The organism is Streptomyces sp. NPDC042201, assembly GCF_055582185.1.
This window is the reverse complement of the sequence record NZ_JBVJDS010000005.1, coordinates 307,859-325,716: the sequence shown is the minus strand read 5'-3', so window position 1 is coordinate 325,716 and position 17,858 is coordinate 307,859. Positions and strand designations below refer to the sequence as shown.

The window sequence follows — 17,858 nt, the reverse complement described above, 5'->3', positions numbered from 1 at the left end:
CATCGCGCTTGTCAGCCCGAGCCGACCTCCTATGCGGTGCCGGGAGCGTCGAGGAAGCGGAGCAGCACCGCGGCCTCCGCGCGAAGCCGCGCGGCTCGGTCAGCGTGCGCGGGCGCGGTCAACCGCGCCGCGACCTCCAGTCGCTCGGCGGCCTCGGCGCGCACGACATCCACCACACCGCGCTCGCTCAGCTCACGCCGCGACGCTTCGGTGACGCCGACACCAACCGGCGACTGCTCAAGAGCCACGCCGCGGAGCTCAGCTTCGCCCACGGGCACCGCCTCGGCGTTGTCCAGCGCGGCAAGTGTGGTGCGCAGGGCACTCACCGCGGCCTTGTCACGGGCGCGCATCGCTTCCGGCAGTGCTTGACGCATACGAAGACGCAAAGACATGCCGGTGACCTTATGACGGCGCCCCTGGATCCACAACGCGGTCGGACTCACTGCGCAGAACGCAGAATTCGTTGCCTTCGGGATCAGCAAGGATCGCCCAGCCCGAACCATCGGGATTCCGGTGATCGGCGACAAAGGTCGCACCGAGGCCCAGCAGCCGGTCCACCTCCTGATCGCGCGAGGTCTCAGGGCGCAGACACAGATGGATCCGGTTCTTGATCGTCTTGGCCTCGGGCACCTGGTTGAAGTGCAGCACCGGGCCCTCCGCCAGCAGCACCTGAGTCTCCGGGTCACCCGGTCCGTCCTCCGGATGCAGCGGACGGCCGGTCACACCGCTCCAGAACCGAGCCAGCTCATAGGCATCCGCACAGTCAATCGCCACGTTCTGCAATACCGAGACCATGCACGCGAGCCTCCCTGATCTCCACGCCAAACGCCACCCCGCAAGATCAAGAAGTACGACTGCCGGCCGGCAGCCAGGTGTCGACGGTTGCCGCCAGCTCGTCGAGTCCGGTGAAGACGTGGCCGTTCATGCCGATGGCTCGCGCCGCGCGTACGTTCTCCTCGCGGTCGTCGACGAAGAGGAAGTCGGCGGGGGCGGCCCGCATGGCGACGACGCAGTGGCAGAACGCCGCCGGGTCCGGCTTCGCCGCGTTGATCTTTCCGGAGAACGCGACGTGGTCCAGGTCGCCCAGCCAGGGCTGCGCGGCGCGGAAGGCGTCCGCGTGGTCAGAGGGAATGTTGGACAGCAGGGCGACCTCGGCGATGTCACGCAGGGACCGCACGTAGGCGACCATACGGCCGTCGACGCGTGACCAGCTGTCGATGTCAGTGAGCCGCATCTTCTCGATCGTGTCGGCGTCGGCGGTGCGGGAGAGCCACCGCAGTACGGCCGTCCAGTACTCGGACGCGGACCACTGCCCGGCGTCGTAGGGCCGGCGGCAGGCCCAGTAAGCCTCGGCGAAGGCGTCTGCGGGTGTGTTGCGCCGGGCGGCCATCTCCGCCAGGGCGCCGGGGCGTTGGTGGCGGGCGATGACCCCGTAGAGGTCGAACAGCACGATGCGTCGGTCGGTGGACCGTCGGTCGGTGGACATGGTGGGTCTTCCTCCGGGTCCAAGGGTTTGGGTTCAGTGGCGGGGGTTCAGTGGCGGGGGGTCAGGGCGCGGGCGAGTCCGGCGTCCGGCCGGGGTGGCCGGGGTGGGCGGGAGCCTGTGCGGCACGGTGTCAGGGGCCGTGCCGCACAGGCGGTCGGTGACTGCTCCGTGCCACCTCGCGCGCGCGGCCGGATCCGGTGCGCAGGACTCCGGCAGCCGCAGCGGTGATCGCGCACAGCAGGGTGAGCAGCAGGAAGGCGTGGTTCAGCGGTACGAGATGGGTCAGCCAGCCGATGACGGCGGGGCCGGCGAGCATGCCGAGGTAGCCGAGCCCGGCGACGCGGGAGACGTTGGCCCCGGCGGCGGCGGGGTCGACGCGCCCGCTCGCGCTGTACAGCTGAGGTACGCAGCCGGACAGTCCCAGGCCGAACAGCGCCCAGCCCGCGAACGCGGCCCAGATCCACGGTGTGACGGACACGATCGTGATCCCGACGGCGGCCGCGACCGCGCCGTAGCGCAGGACCGCCATGGGCCCGAACCGGCCGGATATGCGGTCGGCGAGCAGCCGTCCCGTGGTCATCGCCGCCGCGAAGGTGCCGTACGCGAAGGCGGCGGTGCTCGCGGGCGCGCCGAGGACGTCCTTCAGGTGCAGCGCGCTCCAGTCGTTGGCGGCTCCCTCGGCCAGCATGACCATCGCGGCCAGGACGGCGAGGATCCAGATCCGCCCGGGGGGCTTGCGCCGCTTCCCGGCGCGTGCCTGCTCGCCGTGCGCAGCGGTGGTGGCGGGGGACGGCGGCGCGGTCGGAAGCAGAGCCCGTGCCGACACCAGTGCGGTCACGATGCCGGCGGCTCCGACGGTGGCCATGCCCACGGACGGGCTCATGCCGGCGCTCGCGATGCCCGCTCCGACGAGTGCGGCGATGACACCGCCGACGGAGAACATGGCGTGGAAGGCCGACATGATCGGCCGGTTGTACGCCTTCTCCACGTGCACGGCGTGGGCGTTCATGCTCACGTCGAGGCAGCCGTTGCAGAAGCCGAAGACCAGCAGGGCACCCGCCAGCGTCCAGAGATCCGGGGACAGGCCGGGCAGCACCAGGGTCGCGCTGGACAGAACTCCGCCGACGGGGAGCACCACGCGCGCCCCGAGGCGGTCGGTCAGGCGCCCGGCCACCTGCATGCCGGCGAAGGACCCGAGCCCCAGCAGCACCAGCAGGCTCCCCAGTGTGGCGTGGCTGATGCCCACCCGTTCTTCGATGGCGGGGATGTGCACCACCCAGGCGCCGATCAGGCTGCCGCAGAGGGCGAAGTAGACGAAGTTCGCCACACGGGCGGATCGAAGCGAGCGTTCCATGCGATCCACCATAACGAACAGATTTTGTGTTTGGAAACCCCATTCATGAACAGTTTGGTTGTTCATTTCGGGGTGGTGTTCAATCGCGGTATGAGCAACGCAGACCGGCACAGGCTGATCGCCCGGGCCGTCAGGGAGTCGGGCAGTGCCACGGTCCAGGAACTCGCCGAGCTGACCGGTGCCTCGGAGATGACCATCCGGCGCGACCTCGACACACTGGCCGCACAAGGCGCCCTCGAACGCGTCCGCGGCGGAGCACGCACCCTGCTGCTCAGGGGCGAGGAGCCGCCCTTCGCGCTGCGCGCCCACGAGGCCGTCGACGCCAAACGCCGGATCGCGGCCGAGGTGTCCTCACTCATCGCCGACGGCGAGACCGTCCTCCTGGACGGCGGCACCACCTGCCTGGAGGTCGCCCGTCTCCTGCGTCAACGGCCGATCACCGTGATGCCCCTGTCCCTGCAAGCCATCCACACACTCGGCGACTCCCCGGGCCCGACCACGCTGATGGTGCCCGGCGGACGCCCCCGCGCCGCAGAAGGAGCCCTCACCGGCCCCCTCACCCTCGCCTCCCTGTCGGCACTGCGCTTCGACACCGCGATCATCAGCTGCTGCGGCCTGAGCGCAGCCGAGGGCCTGACCGCCTACGACCTCGACGACGCGGCGGTGAAGAAGGCCGGCATCGCCTCCAGCCGCCGCATCATCGTCGCCGCGGACGGCAGCAAACTCGGCCACACCGCCTACGCCTACGTCGGCCCCTCCGCACTCCTGCACACCCTCGTCACCGACGGCACGGCGCCTACCGACGAGGTGACCGCACTCGAAGCAGCCGGCACCGTCGTCAAGACCGTCTGACGAGGCCGCCGCATGCCCGCTGACCGACGCGGATCCACGACAACGCCCGCCAGGGGCCGGGGAGCCGGGGCTTCTTACGAGTCGTACGTCACCGTTACCGGGGCGTGGTCGCTCCAGCGTTCGTCGTGTGTCGCCGCGCGCTCGACCCACGCCTTTACCGCGCGGGCCGCCAGGCCCTCTGTCGCCACGTGGTAGTCGATGCGCCAACCGCTGTCGTTGTCGAAAGCACGGCCGCGGTACGACCACCACGTGTACGGGCCCTCCTGGTCGGGATGCAGGGCCCGTACGACGTCGGTGTACCCCGTCTCCTCGAAGACCCGGGTCAGCCAGGCGCGCTCCTCGGGGAGGAAACCGGACGACTTCCGGTTGGCGCGCCAGTTCTTGAGGTCGGCCTCCTGGTGCGCGATGTTCCAGTCGCCGCAGACCAGCACCTCACGGCCGTCGGCGGCGGCGCGCTTCTTCAGCCCCTCCAGGTACGTGAGGAACTCGTCCATGAACCGCAGTTTCTCGTCCTGCCGCTCGGTGCCCACCTCGCCCGAGGGCAGGTAGAGGCTGGCCACCGTGAGGCCGGGCAGGTCCATCTCGGCGTACCGCCCGCTCGCGTCGAACTCCGCACTGCCGAACCCGATCCGCGTACGGTCCGGCTCCCGCCGCGAGTACAGCGAGACACCCGCCCGCCCCTTGGCGGCCGCCGGGGCGTGCAGGGTGTGCCAGCCGACCGGCTGCCGTACGTCCTCGGGAAGCTGCTGCGGCTCGGCCCGTACCTCCTGGAGACAGACCACATCGGCGGAGGTCTCCGCCAGCCACTCCACGAACCCCTTCTTGGCGGCGGCGCGGAGGCCATTCACATTCACGGATGTCACGGTGCGCATTCCGGCCACCCTACCGACCCCGCTCCGGCGCGCGTTCACATACCCCGCAGCCGCTGCCGGTGCAGCGCGGCGAGCGCGCGCAACTGCACGCGCTCGTGCGCGGTGGCCGGCCGGACGGCGGTCGAGTGCGCCTTCCAATTGAGCCCGGTAGGTCGTATGAGGAGGACCAGGGGACCAACAAAGCCATAGATTTCCGCGGGCATTTCGTAACCGCGGTCATAGACGGCCATGCCTATTCTGAGTTCGCCGGGCGCGGGCCGCGATCTCAGGGGAATGGGAATTCTCCGGGTCCGTACCTCCCTCACACCCCGCCCCTGCTGCTCCGCTTGTTCCGCTCGGCCACGCGCGTGCCGAGTTCGCCGGCACCGGGCTCGTCCGCCGACGGTTCGGCAGCCGAACCCGGGGGCCGGTAGTCGGGGCAAACCGGCTGTCCACACCGGCACGGAGGCCAGCGGAGCCCGGAGCCGGGGACAAGGTCTCCGCCCTCGTCTCCGGGCGCGGACTTCGGAACGACGAGAACACCGTCCGTGCCGTACGCCTCCGTCAGCCGGGACAGGAACTGTCGTGCCTCACTTCTCTTCAGCGCCATGTGTTCCTTCAACTTCCGTGTCGGTGCGGAGAAATGCCGAGGCATCCAATCTGCAATTCCTCGTTTCTACACCGAGCGTGGCCTCTTCCCCCTACTCTGAACAGGTAAATCGGAGTTCCAAACCACCTGGAACATCAGGGAGTTGAACACATGAGCGAGCCCACCACCCATGAGTCGGCGGAGCCGCAGGACGGAGCGGCCTACTTCGGCCAGGAGGTCAAGTACGCACGCGAATTCGCCAAAATGACCCAGCAGCAGCTGGCTGACGCCTGCCACTACAAGCGTCCGTACGTGACCAGGATCGAGGGCGGCTCGCTCCTCGCGTCCGAGCAGTTCGCGGAAGCCTGCGACCGGGTCTTCAAGACCCCGGGCAGCTTCACGCGGCTGCGGCGCCGGGTGAGCGAGCGCGGTCATCCCGGCTGGTTCATCCCGTACGTCAAGCTGGAGCGCGAAGCGACGGGCGTGGCCGACTACTCGAACGCCTTCGTCATGGGCATGTTGCAGACGTCTGCCTACGCGGAAGCCACCTTCCGGGCGACGCATCCCCGCGAAACCGACGAACAGATCCAGGCACGGGTAGCGGCACGTCTACAACGTCACGAGGTGATGGAACGCTCGGCGCCCCCACTGCTGTGGGTCATCTTTCATGAGAGCGTGCTCCACACGGTGGTGGGCGGCAAGGACGTCATGATCGGCCAGCTCAACCACCTGGTCGCCGAAGCGGGAACGCCCCACATCACCGTCCAGGTTCTCCCCTTCAAAGCGGGTGCCCCCGCATCGAGCCTTCCGTTTATCCTGCTTACGCAGGCCGACGCAGCACCCGTCATGTACTCAGAGGCCAGGGGGCTCGGGCACGTGACCGACTCGGCAACGGCTGTGGCAAGCGCTCAGGCCACGTACGAACGGCTACGCGCCGCGGCACTGTCGCCGGACGACTCGTTGGCCTTCATCAGCAGGATCACGGAGGATCACGCCAAATGATCAACACTGAGTGGGTCAAGAGCACCTACAGCGGCGGCGAAGGCGGCAACTGCGTCGAGTGGTCGCCCAGCTACGCGGCGACCCACGACACCGTCCCCGTCCGGGACAGCAAGACCCCCACCGCCCCCACCCTGATGCTCACCCCCGCCGCCTGGACCGGCTTCCTCGCCTTCGCGACGAACGCCCCGCACCCCTCCCACTAATGGCTCGTCTCGCATCGTTGGGTGGGTAATCGACGCCCCGTCTGATGGTCAGCAGACTGTCTCCAGGACCTGATCTTGGAGGTGATCGTGGGACGTCGGCCGGGTGTGCTCGTCCGTCCGGTCAGCATGGAGGAGGGTCGCCGCTCGCCGCGGATCAGCCGGACCGCGAAGGACCCGGTCAGGTTGCGGCGGGCGATCGTGCTGCTGATGTCCGTCCAGGGCCGGACGGTCAAGGACATCACCTCGCTGATGCGGGTCGGCGAGGACTACGTCCGCGATGTCATCCACGCCTTCAACGAGCGGGGGTTGGACCCGCTTGACCCAAACCGGTACGGCGGCGTGATGCACATGCTCGCCGCCCTCGACCTGGCCACCGGCAAGATCTACTACAGGATCCGACGTCGGAGTTCGCGGCCCTGCGCCACTTTGATCGCCCCCGGCCGGGGCACCAGCGCGTAGCCCGAACGGAACGTGCTAGACACCGGAAGGGGCGAAGGACGAGCAGGGGAGGACCAGTTGGAACGGATCGGGTCGTACGCCGTGGTGCGTGAACTTGGTGCGGGCGGAATGGGCACGGTGTATCTGGCCCGGTCTCGCGGTGGGCGTCTGCTGGCGGTGAAGGTGGCCCGACCCGAGTTGGCCGCGGACGCGACTTTCCGGGCCAGGTTCCGGGCCGAGGTGGACGCCGCGCGCAAAGTCGGCGGCTTCCATACGGCACAGGTGGTGGACGCCGATCCCGACGGAGAGCCGCCCTGGCTGGCCACGGCGTATGTGCCCGGCCCCACGCTGGCTCACTTGATCAGCGCCGAAGGTCCCATGAACGAGGGGGAATTGCGACATCTGGGTGCGGCACTGGCGGAGGCGCTTCAGGCAGTGCACGAATGCGGGCTCGTGCACCGGGATCTGAAACCGGGCAACATCATCATGGCGCCGGACGGTCCAAGGGTCGTGGACTTCGGCATCGCCCGGGCCGTCGAGTCCACCCGGCTGACGATGACGGGCCACGCCTTCGGCACCCCCGGCTATCTCGCCCCCGAGCAGGCGGAGGGCCGGGAAGTGACCGGTGCCGCCGATGTGTTCGCCCTCGGTGCCGTCCTCGTGGCGGCGGCGGGCGGCAGCGCCTTCGGCGAGGGGACACCGATGATGCTGATGTACCGCTCGGTGCACGCGGAGTCCGACCTCTCAACGGTCCCGGTGAGCATGCGCGGGATCGTCGGGGCCTGCCTGGAGAAGAACCCAGCACGCCGACCCACCACGGACCAACTGCTCGACGCATTCACCGATGCGGCGGACGTCTCCCACCCGCCCACTGTCGTGGGGCCACCCGCCACTCTCGTCATGCCGACGGCCGAGGCAGCCCCCGACCTGGCCGAGGAGTTCACCGGCGAGGAAGCGTGGTACTTCCAAGCCCGGGACACCGAACGTTCCCTGTTCATCGGGGATTACGGTGTCGAGATCCGTCGTGTCCGCCGGACCGACGTGAGCATGGACTTCGAGTGGAGCGAGATCGCAAGTATCGGCCACGCCTTCGACGACGACTCCTTGCAGTGCACCCTGTACATCCAGACCGACGAGGGCATCACGTGGGACTTCACCGTGATCGCGCCCGACGAGATGGCGTACGGCAAGTGGGCGCGCCACCTGCCGTACGTTCTGGATCACTACTGCGACTAGGTCGAGGAACAACCGTGCCGGATCGTGCGGCAACGGCCGGTCGGCGCGATGCCACAGATAACGGGACCGCTTCACGTGCTCGCCGGGGCCAAGTCTCAGCAGGTGGAACCCAGCCCTACCGCAGATATCAGCGCATTATCTGCGGCAGGCCGGTCACGGACCGTACAGGCACACGATGTGACGCCGATGCTCTTCGCGTAGGAGTCCGGCCGACGCCGTACGGGCACGGCACGGGCTGCGGGCACGGCGGCGGGATCGGTTGGCGCGGGTGCGGCAACGGTCGCGGCGGCGGGAGTTCGGCCCGCGGCGGGAGTCCCGGCGGCCGGGCCTTGGCTAACCTGCACGGGTGACCACCGACCTGACCCTGCTGCCGCGTGTCACCTATCGCGGACAGGAGGTCACCGCGCCCCGGCTCCGCGGTCTTCTCGCGCTGCTCGCGGGCGACTTGCGCACGGGCCGCAGCACCGAGCGGCTGGTGGCGGGGCTGTGGCCGGACGAGTTGCCGGAGCGGCCGGGCAAGGCGGTGCAGGTCCTCGTGTCCAGGGCACGGGCGCAGCTGGGCGCCGACGTCCTCGTCAGCACGCCGACCGGATACCGGCTCACCCTCGCCGAGGACCAGGTCGACAGCTCCGCCCTGCTGCTGTACGCCGCCGCCGGCGCGGACCGGGCCAGGGCCGGGGACCACGCGGGATCACTGGCCGCGGCCGAGGCCGGGCTCGCGCTGTGGGAGGGCGCTCCTGACGGGGGCGGCGACACCGACGACCCCGTGGCCGCGTTGCGCACCGAGCGCGCCCCCGTCCGCGGCACGCTCGTACGCGCGCGGGCGCTCGCGCTCGCCCGCCTCGGGCGGCACGCGGAGGCGGCCGGGCCGCTGGCCGTGGCCGCCTCGGAGCGTCCGCGCGACGAGGAGGTGCTCGCCGAGCTGCTGCGCGGCGAGGCGGCGACGGCGGGCCCGTCCGCCGCGCTGACGCGGTACGAGGCGTACCGCCGTGAGCTGCGCGAGACGCTCGGCACGGATCCGGGCGCCGGGCTCAGGGCCGTACAGCGGGAGCTGCTGCGCGGCGAGGCGCCGGTGGTCAGGCACGGCGTGCCGCACGAGCCGAACCCGCTCCTCGGCCGGGACGAGGACATCGCGGCGGTGGGGCGGCTGCTGCGCGCCTCCCGTGCCGTCACCGTCGTCGGCCCCGGCGGCCTCGGCAAGACCCGGCTCGCGCACGCCGTCAGCCGCCGGGCCGAGCAGCGCGTGGTGTATTTCGTACCGCTCGCCGGCGTCACGGCGGACGAGGACGTGGCCGCGGAGGTGGCCTCCGCGCTCGGCGCGGGCGAGGGGCGGCCCGGAGCCGTGAGCGGCCACGCCTCGGCCGACCCGGTGTCCGGCATCCTCGGTGTGCTCGGCTCCGGGCCCGCTCTGCTGGCGCTGGACAACTGCGAGCAGGTCATACGGGGCGCCGCCGATCTCGTACAGGCCCTGGTCTCGTCCTCCAAGGACCTGCGGGTGCTCGCCACCAGCCGGTCCCCGCTGAGCCTCACCTCGGAGGCGGTGTACGCACTGCCGGAGCTCGGTCCCGACACCTCGGTCGAGCTGTTCACGCAGCGGGCCCGGGCCGCCCGGCCCGGCGTGGAGCTGCCGCCGGACGCGGTGGCCGAGCTGTGCCGCCACCTCGACGGGCTGCCGCTCGCCGTGGAGCTGGCCGCGGCGCGGGTGCGGGTCCTTTCGGTGCCGGAGATCGCCCGCCGCCTGGGCGACCGGTTCGCGCTGCTGCGCGGCGGGGCGCGGGACGCGCCGGAGCGCCACCGCACGCTGCACGCGGTCGTGGACTGGAGCTGGAACCTGCTCTCGGAGAACGCCCGAGCAGCGCTGCGCATGCTGTCCGTCTTCCCCGGCGGCTTCTCCGGCGAGGCGGGCGAGCAGGTGCTCGGCGAGGACGCGCTGCTTCTGCTTGAGCAGTTGGCCGGTCAGTCGCTGCTCACCGTCGCCGACACCCCGGCCGGCGTGCGGTTCCGGATGCTGGAGACCGTACGGGAGTTCAGCGCGGCCCGGCGCGCGGAGGCGGGCGAGGACGAGGAGGCCGTCGGCCGGTTCCTCGCCTGGGCGCGGGACTTCGGGGTCGCGTACCACGACTGGCTCTTCGGCTCGGAACCGCCGGCCGCCAGGGAGCGGATCAAGGTCGAGCAGGACAACCTCGTGCCGGCCCTGCGGCACGCGCTGGCCCGTACCGACGGCCCCACCATCGCGGCCCTCACCGCCGTCCTCGCCGCCCTGTGGTCCACCGAGTCCAACTACCTCCGCCTCGCCACCCTCGCCACCGACACCGGCCCGCCGCTGTCGCACTACTACCCCGAGCCCGAATACGTCGAAGTCGCCCGCGCCGCCGCGGTGTTGTGCACGGCGAACCTGTTCATGGGCTACGGCCCGCACGGCGTACGCCAGCTCGTCACCCTCCGCCGGCTGCCCCCGGCCCCGCCGGACACGCTGCTGCGCGCCATCGCGGCAGTGCTGAGCGCGGTCCCCGAGATGCTGCCTCCCGACTACGACGTGCTGCGGGGGCTGTGCGACAGCGAGCAGCCGCTGCTCGCCGGCATCGCCGAGTGCGTCGCCACCTTCATCTGGGAGTACGAGCACGACATCGACCGCGCGCTCGCCTCGGCGCGCCGGACCATCTCCGCACTGGCGCCGGTCGACAACCCGTTCCTCCAGGTCATGGGCCACTCCCGGCTGAGCCAGCTGTGCTTGCAGATGGAGCGGGGCGAGGACGCGTACGGGCACCTCAAGGCGGCGCTCAAGGCGCTGCGGCGGCTCGGCGACGAGCACGACACCATCGGCGTCCATTGGGGCCTCGTCCTCGCCTGCCTACAGCGCGGCGACCCCGACGAGGCCGAGTACTGGCTGCGGCGGGCGGAGGACGTCAACAACCCGCAGAAGGACGACTCCGACAGCGCCGACCTCGGCGGCCGCGCCGAGATCGCTCTCGCCCGCGGACTGACGGAGGTCGGGCTCGGCTTGTGGCGCGGCGCCGTGGAGGGGGTGGCCGAGGCCGGCTCGTTGTACAGCGGCGATCCCTTCCTCGACCGGTGGGTGCTGCAGATCCAGTCGGCGGCGGTGACGGCGCACGCGCATGCCGGCCGTCTGGAGCTGGTCGCGGAGCCGCTCGACCGGCTGCGGCAGGGGCTGCGGATCCTGCTCTCCGGTCCGTCCCACTCGCCCATGGAGCTCCCTGTGTTCGGGACGGTGCTGCACGCCCTCGGCATGGCGGGGCTCGCCGCCGGCGACGCCGCCGCCGTACGGATGATCGCGCTGGCCGAACGGCTGCGGGTGCTGCGCGATTACCAGCCGACGATGTCGGCGGCGCGGGCCCGGCGGGCGGCCGAGAACGCCGACGGGGCGGCGTACGCCGACGCGGTGTCGGAGTACGCCGCCCTGGGGCGGGACGAGTTGCGGGAGGCAGCCCGCGCTTTCATGGCGGTTACTTCGGGTCGCGGTTGAACTGCGCCGTCGACCAGCGGTAGCCGAGCGCGGTCAGGCCGACGCACCAGACGATCGCGATCCACCCGTTGTTGCCGATCTCGGTGCCGAGCAGCAGGCCGCGCAGGGTCTCGATGGCCGGGGTGAACGGCTGGTACTCGGCGATCGGCTGGAACCAGCCCGGCATCGTGTCGGCCGGAATGAAGGCGCTGGAGATGAGAGGCAGGAGGATCAGCGGCATCGCACTGTTGCCGGCCGCCTCGGGGTTCGGGCTGGCCATGCCCATGCCGACCGCGATCCAGGTGAGCGCCAGGGAGAACAGCGCGAGCAGCCCGAACGCCGCCAGCCACTCCAGGACCGTGGCGTCCGTGGACCGGAAGCCGATGGCCACGCCGACGGCGCCGACGAGGACCACGCTGGCGATGCACTGCACCACGCTGCCGACGACGTGCCCGACGATCACAGAGCCGCGGTAGACCGCCATCGTACGGAAGCGGGCGATGAGGCCCTCGGTCATGTCCATGGAGATGTACACCGCGGCCCCGACCACGGTGGAGCCGACGGTCATCATCAGGATGCCCGGGACGATATAGGCGATGTACGCGGAGCGGTCGGCGCCGCCACCGATGCCCGCGCTCATCACATCGCCGAAGATGTAGACGAAGAGCAGCAGCAGCATGATGGGCGTGAGCAGCAGGTTCAGGGTTGCGGACGGGTAGCGCCACGCGTGCAGCAGGTTACGGCGCAGCATCGTGTTCGAGTCGCGGACGGCGAGGGAGAGGGAGCTCATCGGACGTTCTCCTTGGACTGGTTGGGCACGGTGGCGGGGCCGGTGGTGGGGCCGGTCAGGGCGAAGAACACGTCGTCGAGGTCGGGGGTGTGCACGGTCAGCTCGTCCGCCTCGATGTCCGCGGAGTCCAGCCAGTCGAGGATGGAGCGCAGCTCGCGCTGGCTGCCACCGCTGGGGATCTGAAGCGACAGCGCCTCGTCGTCCCTGGTGACCTCGCGCAGGGCGACCGCGGCGGACTGGTAGGCGGCCGGGTCGGTGAAGCGGAGCCGGACGTGCCCGCCGGGGATGAGCCGCTTCAGCTCGTCGGCGCTCCCCTGGGCGGCGATCTTGCCGTCGTTGAGCACGGCGATGCGGTCGGCGAGCTCGTCGGCCTCCTCCAGATACTGGGTGGTGAGGAAGACAGTGACGCCGCCGGAGACCAGCTCGCGGATGATGCCCCACATGTTGTGGCGGGAGCGCGGGTCGAGGCCGGTGGTCGGCTCGTCGAGGAAGATGATCCGCGGGTTGCCGACCAGCGTCATGGCGAGGTCGAGCCGGCGTTTCATGCCGCCGGAGTAGGTGGAGGCGGGCTTCTTCGCGGCCTCCGTCAGGTCGAAGCGCTCAAGCAGTTCGGCGGCGGCGCGGCGGCCCTCGCTCTTGGAGAGGTGATGCAGGTCCGCCATGAGGAGCATGTTCTCCTCGCCGGTGATCAGACCGTCGACGGCGGAGAACTGCCCGGTGACACCGATCGCGGCCCGCACGGCCTGCGGGTCGGTGGCCAGGTCGTGGCCGCCGACGCGCAGATCGCCGGCGTCGGCGGTGACGAGAGTGGAGAGGATCTTCACGGCGGTGGTCTTACCGGCACCGTTCGGCCCGAGCAGGGCGAAGACGGTACCGGCCGGCACCGCCAGGTCGATGCCGTCGAGGACCGTCTTGTCCCCGTAGGCCTTGCGCAGCCCCTTGGCCACGATGGCGAGAGAGTGCGGAGTCGTTGTCGTCATGCCGCAGAGGCTGCGGCAGGGCGCATTCAGCGCACATTCACGACGGTTTCAGCACCCTGAAACCGGGCGCGTCCCTCAGCTTGATGGTGCGCCGGCGCTGTCTGGCCCTGGGGTAGCCGCGACGGTACTTTCTGCCAAGTGACCACTCCATCGAACGATGACCTGATCGCTGCCGCTCAATCCGTGCTGAACCGCCACCGAGTGGGCAACCGGCTGTTCGGCGACGTGGGGTCCACCCTGGTCAGCGATGCGGGCAACCTGTACTCGGGCGTCTGTATCGACACCGGTTCGGGCACCGGGTTCTGCGCGGAGCACGCGGCCATCGCCGCGATGGTCACCGCCGGTGAGTACCGGATCGCGAAGGTGGTCGCCGTATGGCGCAGCGACGAGGGCGTCCTGCACGTCCTGCCACCGTGCGGCCGGTGCCGGGAGTTCATCCGCCAGATCGACCCGGCGAACCTCGACACCGAAGTGGTCCTCGGCCGCGACAGATCGGCAAGCCTCCGCGACCTGCTGCCCGCCAACGAATGGCCCGCCCCGCTGGACTGACCCGCGGCTGGGAAAAATGTGGGTGCCGGTGAACAGCACGCGCCACTATGGTGGGCCGATGCCATCGGTCAAGCAGTTCCAGGTCACCTTCGATTGCGCAGATCCGGAGCGCGTCGCTCGCTTCTGGTGCGAGGTGTTGGGGTACGTCGTACCGCCGCCGCCAAAGGGGTTTGCTACGTGGGACGATTTCGATCGCTCGCTGCCGCCCGAGCGTCAGGGTTCGGCGTTCGCCTGCATTGATCCCTCGGGTGTGGGCCCGCGCCTGTTCTTCCAGCGCGTTCCCGAAGGCAAGGTCGTCAAGAATCGGGTGCATCTTGATGTGCGGGTCGGCACCGGGCTCGTGGGTGAAGAGCGCCTGGCCGCGCTTGAGGCCGAGTGCGCACGACTGATCCCGCTCGGCGCGGTACGCGGGCTACTCCTGATTGCCGATGGATTCAACGAGTCGTGCCTTGGGATGCAGGACGTCGAGGGCAACGAGTTCTGTCTCGACTAGCCGGCCGTCTCCACCTGATCGAAGAAGTCGAGAACGCGCGGAAGGACCACGTCCGGGACTTCCAGGATGGGGCTGTGACCGATCTTCTCCAGGCGCCACAGGGTGGCGTTCGGCAGGTGTTCGACCATTTCGTCCTGCCACGGGACGGGACGCGGTTTGTCCTCCTCGCCGGACACGACGAAGACGGGTGCGCTGATCTGCGGCAGCAGGTGCACGGCGGTGCCGCGCTCGATGACACCCGCCATGGCGGGGCGCAGGGTCTTGGGTACCTCGGCGATCCGCGACTCCCACAGCGTGACGATGTCCCGCTTGGCAGGGTCGTTGCGTGTGGTGACGCCGAACATGATCTCCACGGTCTCCTGGAGCACGTCACCGACGAAGCCTTGGCGGCCGACTTTGTCGACCCACTCGCGGAAGACCGCCAGTTGACCGGCGGGCTCGGAACAGGCTGACGATCCGAGGGCGACCATCGACGTGATCAGCCCGGGCCGGGCCGCCGCCACCCGGAAGCCCACGTCACCGCCCATGGACTGCGCGAGCAGGTGCACCCGCTCAAGGTGCAGGGCTTCGGCCAGCGCGATGACGTCGGCGGTGACGGTGTCCAGATGAATGAAGTCGCCTTCGGCCGCCGCGCTCCTGCCCTGACCACGGAAGTCGGGGCGGATCACCCGGTACTTTCCGGCGGCGGCGTCCTTGAAGCCCTCGAACATGCGGCCGTCGAGGAACAGCGAGTGGAGGGCCAGGACGACAGGAAGGTTCTCCTCGCCGGTGTCACGGACGAAGAGTTCCGTTCCGTTGACCTTGATCCTCTTCTCGGTTTCGGTGCTGCTCATGGGATGCCTCTCACCATGGTGGGACGGGAACGGGTACACCTCAAGGTCCACCCGTGGGGACGAGCCGGGGCGCCGCGTCAGCGCCGGGCCGAGTCGAGCAGCATGCGCCGGCTGGTGCTGCTCAAGGCGGTGGCGGCGACCAGGATTCCGCCCTGGAAGAGGAACTGGACGTAGGACTCGGCGCCCAGGAGGGACAGGCCGTTGAAGGTGACGGTGACGATGAGCACGCCCACGAGCGTGCCCACGATGTGGAAGTCACCGTCCCTGAGCACGGACGCGCCCAGGAACACCGCCGCGAAAGCGTTCAGCAGGTAGCCGTCACCGGCCGTGACCTGTCCACTGCCGATGCGCGCCGACAGCAGGATGCCCGCCAGACCCGCGCACAGGCCGCAGATCACGAACGCGATCACGGTGATGCGGGCCACCCGTACCCCGGCCATGCGAGCGGCCACCTGATTGGTGCCCACCGCCCGCGTGTGGTGCCCCAGCAGCGTGAAGTTGAGGGCGACCCACAGACCGCCGAGCACGGTCGCGGCGAGGATGACGGGCGCGGGGACGCCCAGTACCGAGCCGCGCGCGATCTCCGTGAAGGGCCCGGGGTCGAGTGTGATGGGTGTGCCGTTGGAGTACGCGTAGTTGAGGCCCAGCAGCATGGTGCTGGTGCCCAGGGTGGCGACGATCGGGTCGATGCGCAGATGCGCGACGAGCAACCCGTTGACCAGCCCGATGATGCCGGCGGCCGCCACGGCGAGCAGGATGGCGGCGAACCAGGGCAGACCGCTGCGCTCCAGGAAGCCGACCGCCAGGATGCCGGAGAGGCTCACGACGGACGCGAAGCTGAGGTCGAACTTGCCCGCCACCAACGGCAGGGTGAGGCCGCCGGCGACGATGGCCAGGGTGGCGCTCTGGTTGAGGATGTTCAGGAGGTTCTGACCGGTCAGGAACGCCGGACCGGCCACGGTGAAGCCGATCAGGAGCAGGACGAGGACGCCGGGGGTTCCGTACCTGCCCGTCAGAACCAGAACGCGCTGTGCGCTGCCCGGTGCGGCCCCCTCAGCGGCCGGCGACTTCACGGCTTGTTCGATGGTGCCTTCCATGGCGGGATTCTCCAGTTTCTGGGTGTTCTCGGTCTTTTCGGTGTTCTCGGTCTTCTCGGTTTCCTCGGTCGCGCGAGGCGGATCACGCGTAGCAGAGGTGCAGCATGTTGGGGACGGTGATCTCGTCCGACGTCAGCTCACCGACGATGTGGCCCTCAGCCATGACGAGCACGCGGTTGCACTCAAGGAGTTCTTCGAACTCCGAGGAGATGACGAGGACGGCGGAACCGGACTCGTTCGCCGCGCGGATCCGTGCGTAGATGTCGGCGCGCGCGCCCACGTCCACGCCGCGCGTGGGTTCGTCCAGGATCAGGATCTTCGGGTCGGTGGCCAGCCAGCGGCCCATGACGACCTTCTGCTGGTTGCCCCCACTGAGGCCGACGACCGGCCGGCGGGCATCGGCCGTCTTGATCCCGAGGGCGCGGCAGGTGGCGTTCGCCGCGGCCCGGGAGGCGCGGGGGCGGATGAACGGCAGCCACCTGCTGAGGCGCCAGCGGTCCCACACCGTGATGTGGAGGTTCTCCTCCACCGAATGCGTGAGGAAGAGCGCCTCGGACCGCCGTTCCTCGGGGACGTACGCGACACCCCGCTCCATGGCGTGCGTGATGGCGCGCGGCCGGTACGGCGTGCCGTCCAGCACCATGGTGCCGCTGTCGGGGCGATCCGCGCCGAAGATCAGCCGGGCCAGCTCCGTACGGCCGGAGCCGACGAGGCCGGCGATACCGACGGCCTCACCCTCATGAAGCGTGAGGGACACGTCGCGGACGGTCCGTCCACGGCTGATGCCCCGCAGGCTCAGGGCGACTTTGGTGCGCTCCGTCGGCTCGAAGGCCGTGACGCCGGCGCCGGGGGTGACCGCGTGGCCGACGATGGCACGGACGAGGGCTTCGCGGGTGATCTCCGCCCGGGGCAGTGACAGGGACACCGATCCGTCCTTGAAGGCGGTGACCCGGTCGCACACCTCCGTCACCTCGTCGAGCCGGTGGCTGATGAAGACCACGGCCACGCCGGAGGCGGCCAGTTCGCGGGCGACCCCCAGGAGCTTGGCCGCCTCCTCGGCGTCCAGGGAGGCGGTCGGCTCGTCCATGGCGATGAGGGCGCGGTCCTCGACCAGGGCTCGCGCGATGGTGACGAGCCATTGCTGATGAACAGTCAGTCCGGAGACGGGGATGTCGAGCGGGAAGTCGATCCCGACCCGGCGGGCGGCCCGGAGCACCGCGCCGGGGACACCCCCGAATCGCCGGGGTCTCAGCAGCGAGCCCTGGTGGCTGCCGAGCATGATGTTCTGCGACCCGGTGAAGGACTTCACCAGGTTCAACTCCTGGTGGATGAAGGCCAGTCCCAGGCCGGCCGCGTCGGCCGGACCGTGGAGGTGGGTGACCTCGCCGTCGATCAGGACGTCGCCCGCGTCGGGCTGCTCCAGACCGGCCAGGCAGCGGATCAGCGTGGACTTGCCGGCGCCGTTGGCTCCGACGAGCCCGTGGATCTCGCCGCGCCGGAAGGAGACGTCGACGCCGCGGAGCGCGCGGATGGCACCGTACGCCTTCGTGAGTCCCCGCACCCGGACCAGCGGGTCCGTCCGGCCGGGCGGTGCCGGCTCCCCGGCGCCGGGTGGTGCCGGCTCCCCACCGCCGGGTGGCCT

General features: G+C 70.1%; 19 protein-coding genes. 8 read left to right on the top strand and 11 right to left on the bottom strand.

The features are described from left to right. Positions 1 to 29: 29 nt before the first annotated feature. From ACZ6MZ_RS15075 to ACZ6MZ_RS15060, 4 genes are all read right to left on the bottom strand, one after another. Positions 30 to 350, bottom strand: a complete 321-nt coding sequence (locus tag ACZ6MZ_RS15075) for a hypothetical protein (RefSeq protein ID WP_389787711.1) — start codon at positions 348 to 350, stop codon at positions 30 to 32. A gap of 52 nt (positions 351 to 402) precedes the next feature. After that, positions 403 to 795 (bottom strand): VOC family protein, encoded by a 393-nt coding sequence (locus tag ACZ6MZ_RS15070; RefSeq protein ID WP_384187915.1) that lies wholly within the window; start codon positions 793 to 795, stop codon positions 403 to 405. 46 nt (positions 796 to 841) lie between these two features. Next, positions 842 to 1,486, bottom strand: coding sequence for an HAD family hydrolase (locus ACZ6MZ_RS15065; RefSeq protein WP_469352143.1), 645 nt, complete (start codon positions 1,484 to 1,486; stop codon positions 842 to 844). 130 nt (positions 1,487 to 1,616) lie between these two features. Next, positions 1,617 to 2,840: an MFS transporter gene (locus tag ACZ6MZ_RS15060; RefSeq protein WP_469352140.1), complete on the bottom strand. Its 1,224-nt coding sequence runs from the start codon at positions 2,838 to 2,840 to the stop codon at positions 1,617 to 1,619. Positions 2,841 to 2,930: 90 nt separating this feature from the next. On the opposite strand from ACZ6MZ_RS15060, the gene ACZ6MZ_RS15055 reads away from it, so the two are divergent. Continuing rightward, positions 2,931 to 3,692, top strand: a complete 762-nt coding sequence (locus tag ACZ6MZ_RS15055) for a DeoR/GlpR family DNA-binding transcription regulator (RefSeq protein WP_389787651.1) — start codon at positions 2,931 to 2,933, stop codon at positions 3,690 to 3,692. A gap of 74 nt (positions 3,693 to 3,766) precedes the next feature. Here the strand turns inward: ACZ6MZ_RS15055 and ACZ6MZ_RS15050 are convergent, their stop codons facing one another. Both ACZ6MZ_RS15050 and ACZ6MZ_RS15045 read right to left on the bottom strand, forming a co-directional pair. Further along, positions 3,767 to 4,564 carry an exodeoxyribonuclease III gene (locus ACZ6MZ_RS15050; RefSeq protein ID WP_469352138.1) on the bottom strand — a complete coding sequence of 266 codons (798 nt, stop codon included), beginning with the start codon at positions 4,562 to 4,564 and terminating at the stop codon, positions 3,767 to 3,769. Positions 4,565 to 4,599: 35 nt separating this feature from the next. Beyond that, complete coding sequence (locus tag ACZ6MZ_RS15045; RefSeq protein ID WP_469352137.1) at positions 4,600 to 4,794, bottom strand: hypothetical protein; 195 nt, start codon at positions 4,792 to 4,794, stop codon at positions 4,600 to 4,602. 509 nt (positions 4,795 to 5,303) lie between these two features. Here ACZ6MZ_RS15045 and ACZ6MZ_RS15040 point away from each other — a divergent pair. The 5 genes from ACZ6MZ_RS15040 (at position 5,304) to ACZ6MZ_RS15020 (ending at position 11,495) form a co-directional block, all read left to right on the top strand. Then, on the top strand, positions 5,304 to 6,134 hold the full coding sequence (locus ACZ6MZ_RS15040) for a helix-turn-helix domain-containing protein (RefSeq protein ID WP_384187880.1): 831 nt from the start codon (positions 5,304 to 5,306) through the stop codon (positions 6,132 to 6,134). Next, entirely contained in the window at positions 6,131 to 6,337 is a 207-nt protein-coding gene (locus ACZ6MZ_RS15035) for a DUF397 domain-containing protein (RefSeq protein ID WP_384187883.1), read from the top strand. The genes ACZ6MZ_RS15040 and ACZ6MZ_RS15035 overlap by 4 nt, the downstream gene beginning before the upstream one ends. Positions 6,338 to 6,424: 87 nt before the next feature. Then, positions 6,425 to 6,796: a helix-turn-helix domain-containing protein gene (locus ACZ6MZ_RS15030; RefSeq protein ID WP_469352134.1), complete on the top strand. Its 372-nt coding sequence runs from the start codon at positions 6,425 to 6,427 to the stop codon at positions 6,794 to 6,796. A 108-nt stretch (positions 6,797 to 6,904) separates the two neighbouring features. Beyond that, positions 6,905 to 8,011: a serine/threonine-protein kinase gene (locus tag ACZ6MZ_RS15025; protein ID WP_469352361.1), complete on the top strand. Its 1,107-nt coding sequence runs from the start codon at positions 6,905 to 6,907 to the stop codon at positions 8,009 to 8,011. A 346-nt stretch (positions 8,012 to 8,357) separates the two neighbouring features. Continuing rightward, entirely contained in the window at positions 8,358 to 11,495 is a 3,138-nt protein-coding gene (locus ACZ6MZ_RS15020; RefSeq protein WP_469352132.1) for an ATP-binding protein, read from the top strand. Here the strand turns inward: ACZ6MZ_RS15020 and ACZ6MZ_RS15015 are convergent. Together ACZ6MZ_RS15015 and ACZ6MZ_RS15010 are read right to left on the bottom strand one after the other, a co-directional pair. Beyond that, a complete protein-coding gene (locus ACZ6MZ_RS15015; protein ID WP_469352130.1) occupies positions 11,476 to 12,264 on the bottom strand; it encodes an ABC transporter permease in 789 nt (262 codons plus the stop codon). The genes ACZ6MZ_RS15020 and ACZ6MZ_RS15015 overlap by 20 nt on opposite strands. Further along, entirely contained in the window at positions 12,261 to 13,244 is a 984-nt protein-coding gene (locus ACZ6MZ_RS15010; RefSeq protein WP_469352128.1) for an ATP-binding cassette domain-containing protein, read from the bottom strand. Before ACZ6MZ_RS15010 ends, ACZ6MZ_RS15015 begins: the two co-directional genes overlap by 4 nt. Positions 13,245 to 13,382: 138 nt before the next feature. Here ACZ6MZ_RS15010 and ACZ6MZ_RS15005 point away from each other — a divergent pair, with 138 nt between their 5' ends. Both ACZ6MZ_RS15005 and ACZ6MZ_RS15000 read left to right on the top strand, forming a co-directional pair. After that, the gene (locus ACZ6MZ_RS15005) at positions 13,383 to 13,793 is read left to right on the top strand and encodes a cytidine deaminase family protein (RefSeq protein WP_469352127.1); all 411 of its coding nucleotides are present in this window, start codon (positions 13,383 to 13,385) and stop codon (positions 13,791 to 13,793) included. Positions 13,794 to 13,851: 58 nt separating this feature from the next. Then, positions 13,852 to 14,286 (top strand): VOC family protein, encoded by a 435-nt coding sequence (locus tag ACZ6MZ_RS15000; RefSeq protein ID WP_384333836.1) that lies wholly within the window; start codon positions 13,852 to 13,854, stop codon positions 14,284 to 14,286. On the opposite strand, the gene ACZ6MZ_RS14995 is transcribed toward ACZ6MZ_RS15000, so the two are convergent. The 3 genes from ACZ6MZ_RS14995 to ACZ6MZ_RS14985 all read right to left on the bottom strand — a co-directional run bounded on the left by ACZ6MZ_RS14995 (position 14,283) and on the right by ACZ6MZ_RS14985 (position 17,777). Then, complete coding sequence (locus tag ACZ6MZ_RS14995; protein WP_469352125.1) at positions 14,283 to 15,119, bottom strand: alpha/beta fold hydrolase; 837 nt, start codon at positions 15,117 to 15,119, stop codon at positions 14,283 to 14,285. The two genes, ACZ6MZ_RS15000 and ACZ6MZ_RS14995, sit on opposite strands and share 4 nt — an antisense overlap. Positions 15,120 to 15,196: 77 nt before the next feature. Next, on the bottom strand, positions 15,197 to 16,216 hold the full coding sequence (locus tag ACZ6MZ_RS14990) for an ABC transporter permease (protein ID WP_469352124.1): 1,020 nt from the start codon (positions 16,214 to 16,216) through the stop codon (positions 15,197 to 15,199). Positions 16,217 to 16,298: 82 nt separating this feature from the next. Continuing rightward, a complete protein-coding gene (locus ACZ6MZ_RS14985) occupies positions 16,299 to 17,777 on the bottom strand; it encodes a sugar ABC transporter ATP-binding protein (RefSeq protein WP_469352122.1) in 1,479 nt (492 codons plus the stop codon). Positions 17,778 to 17,858: the final 81 nt, after the last annotated feature.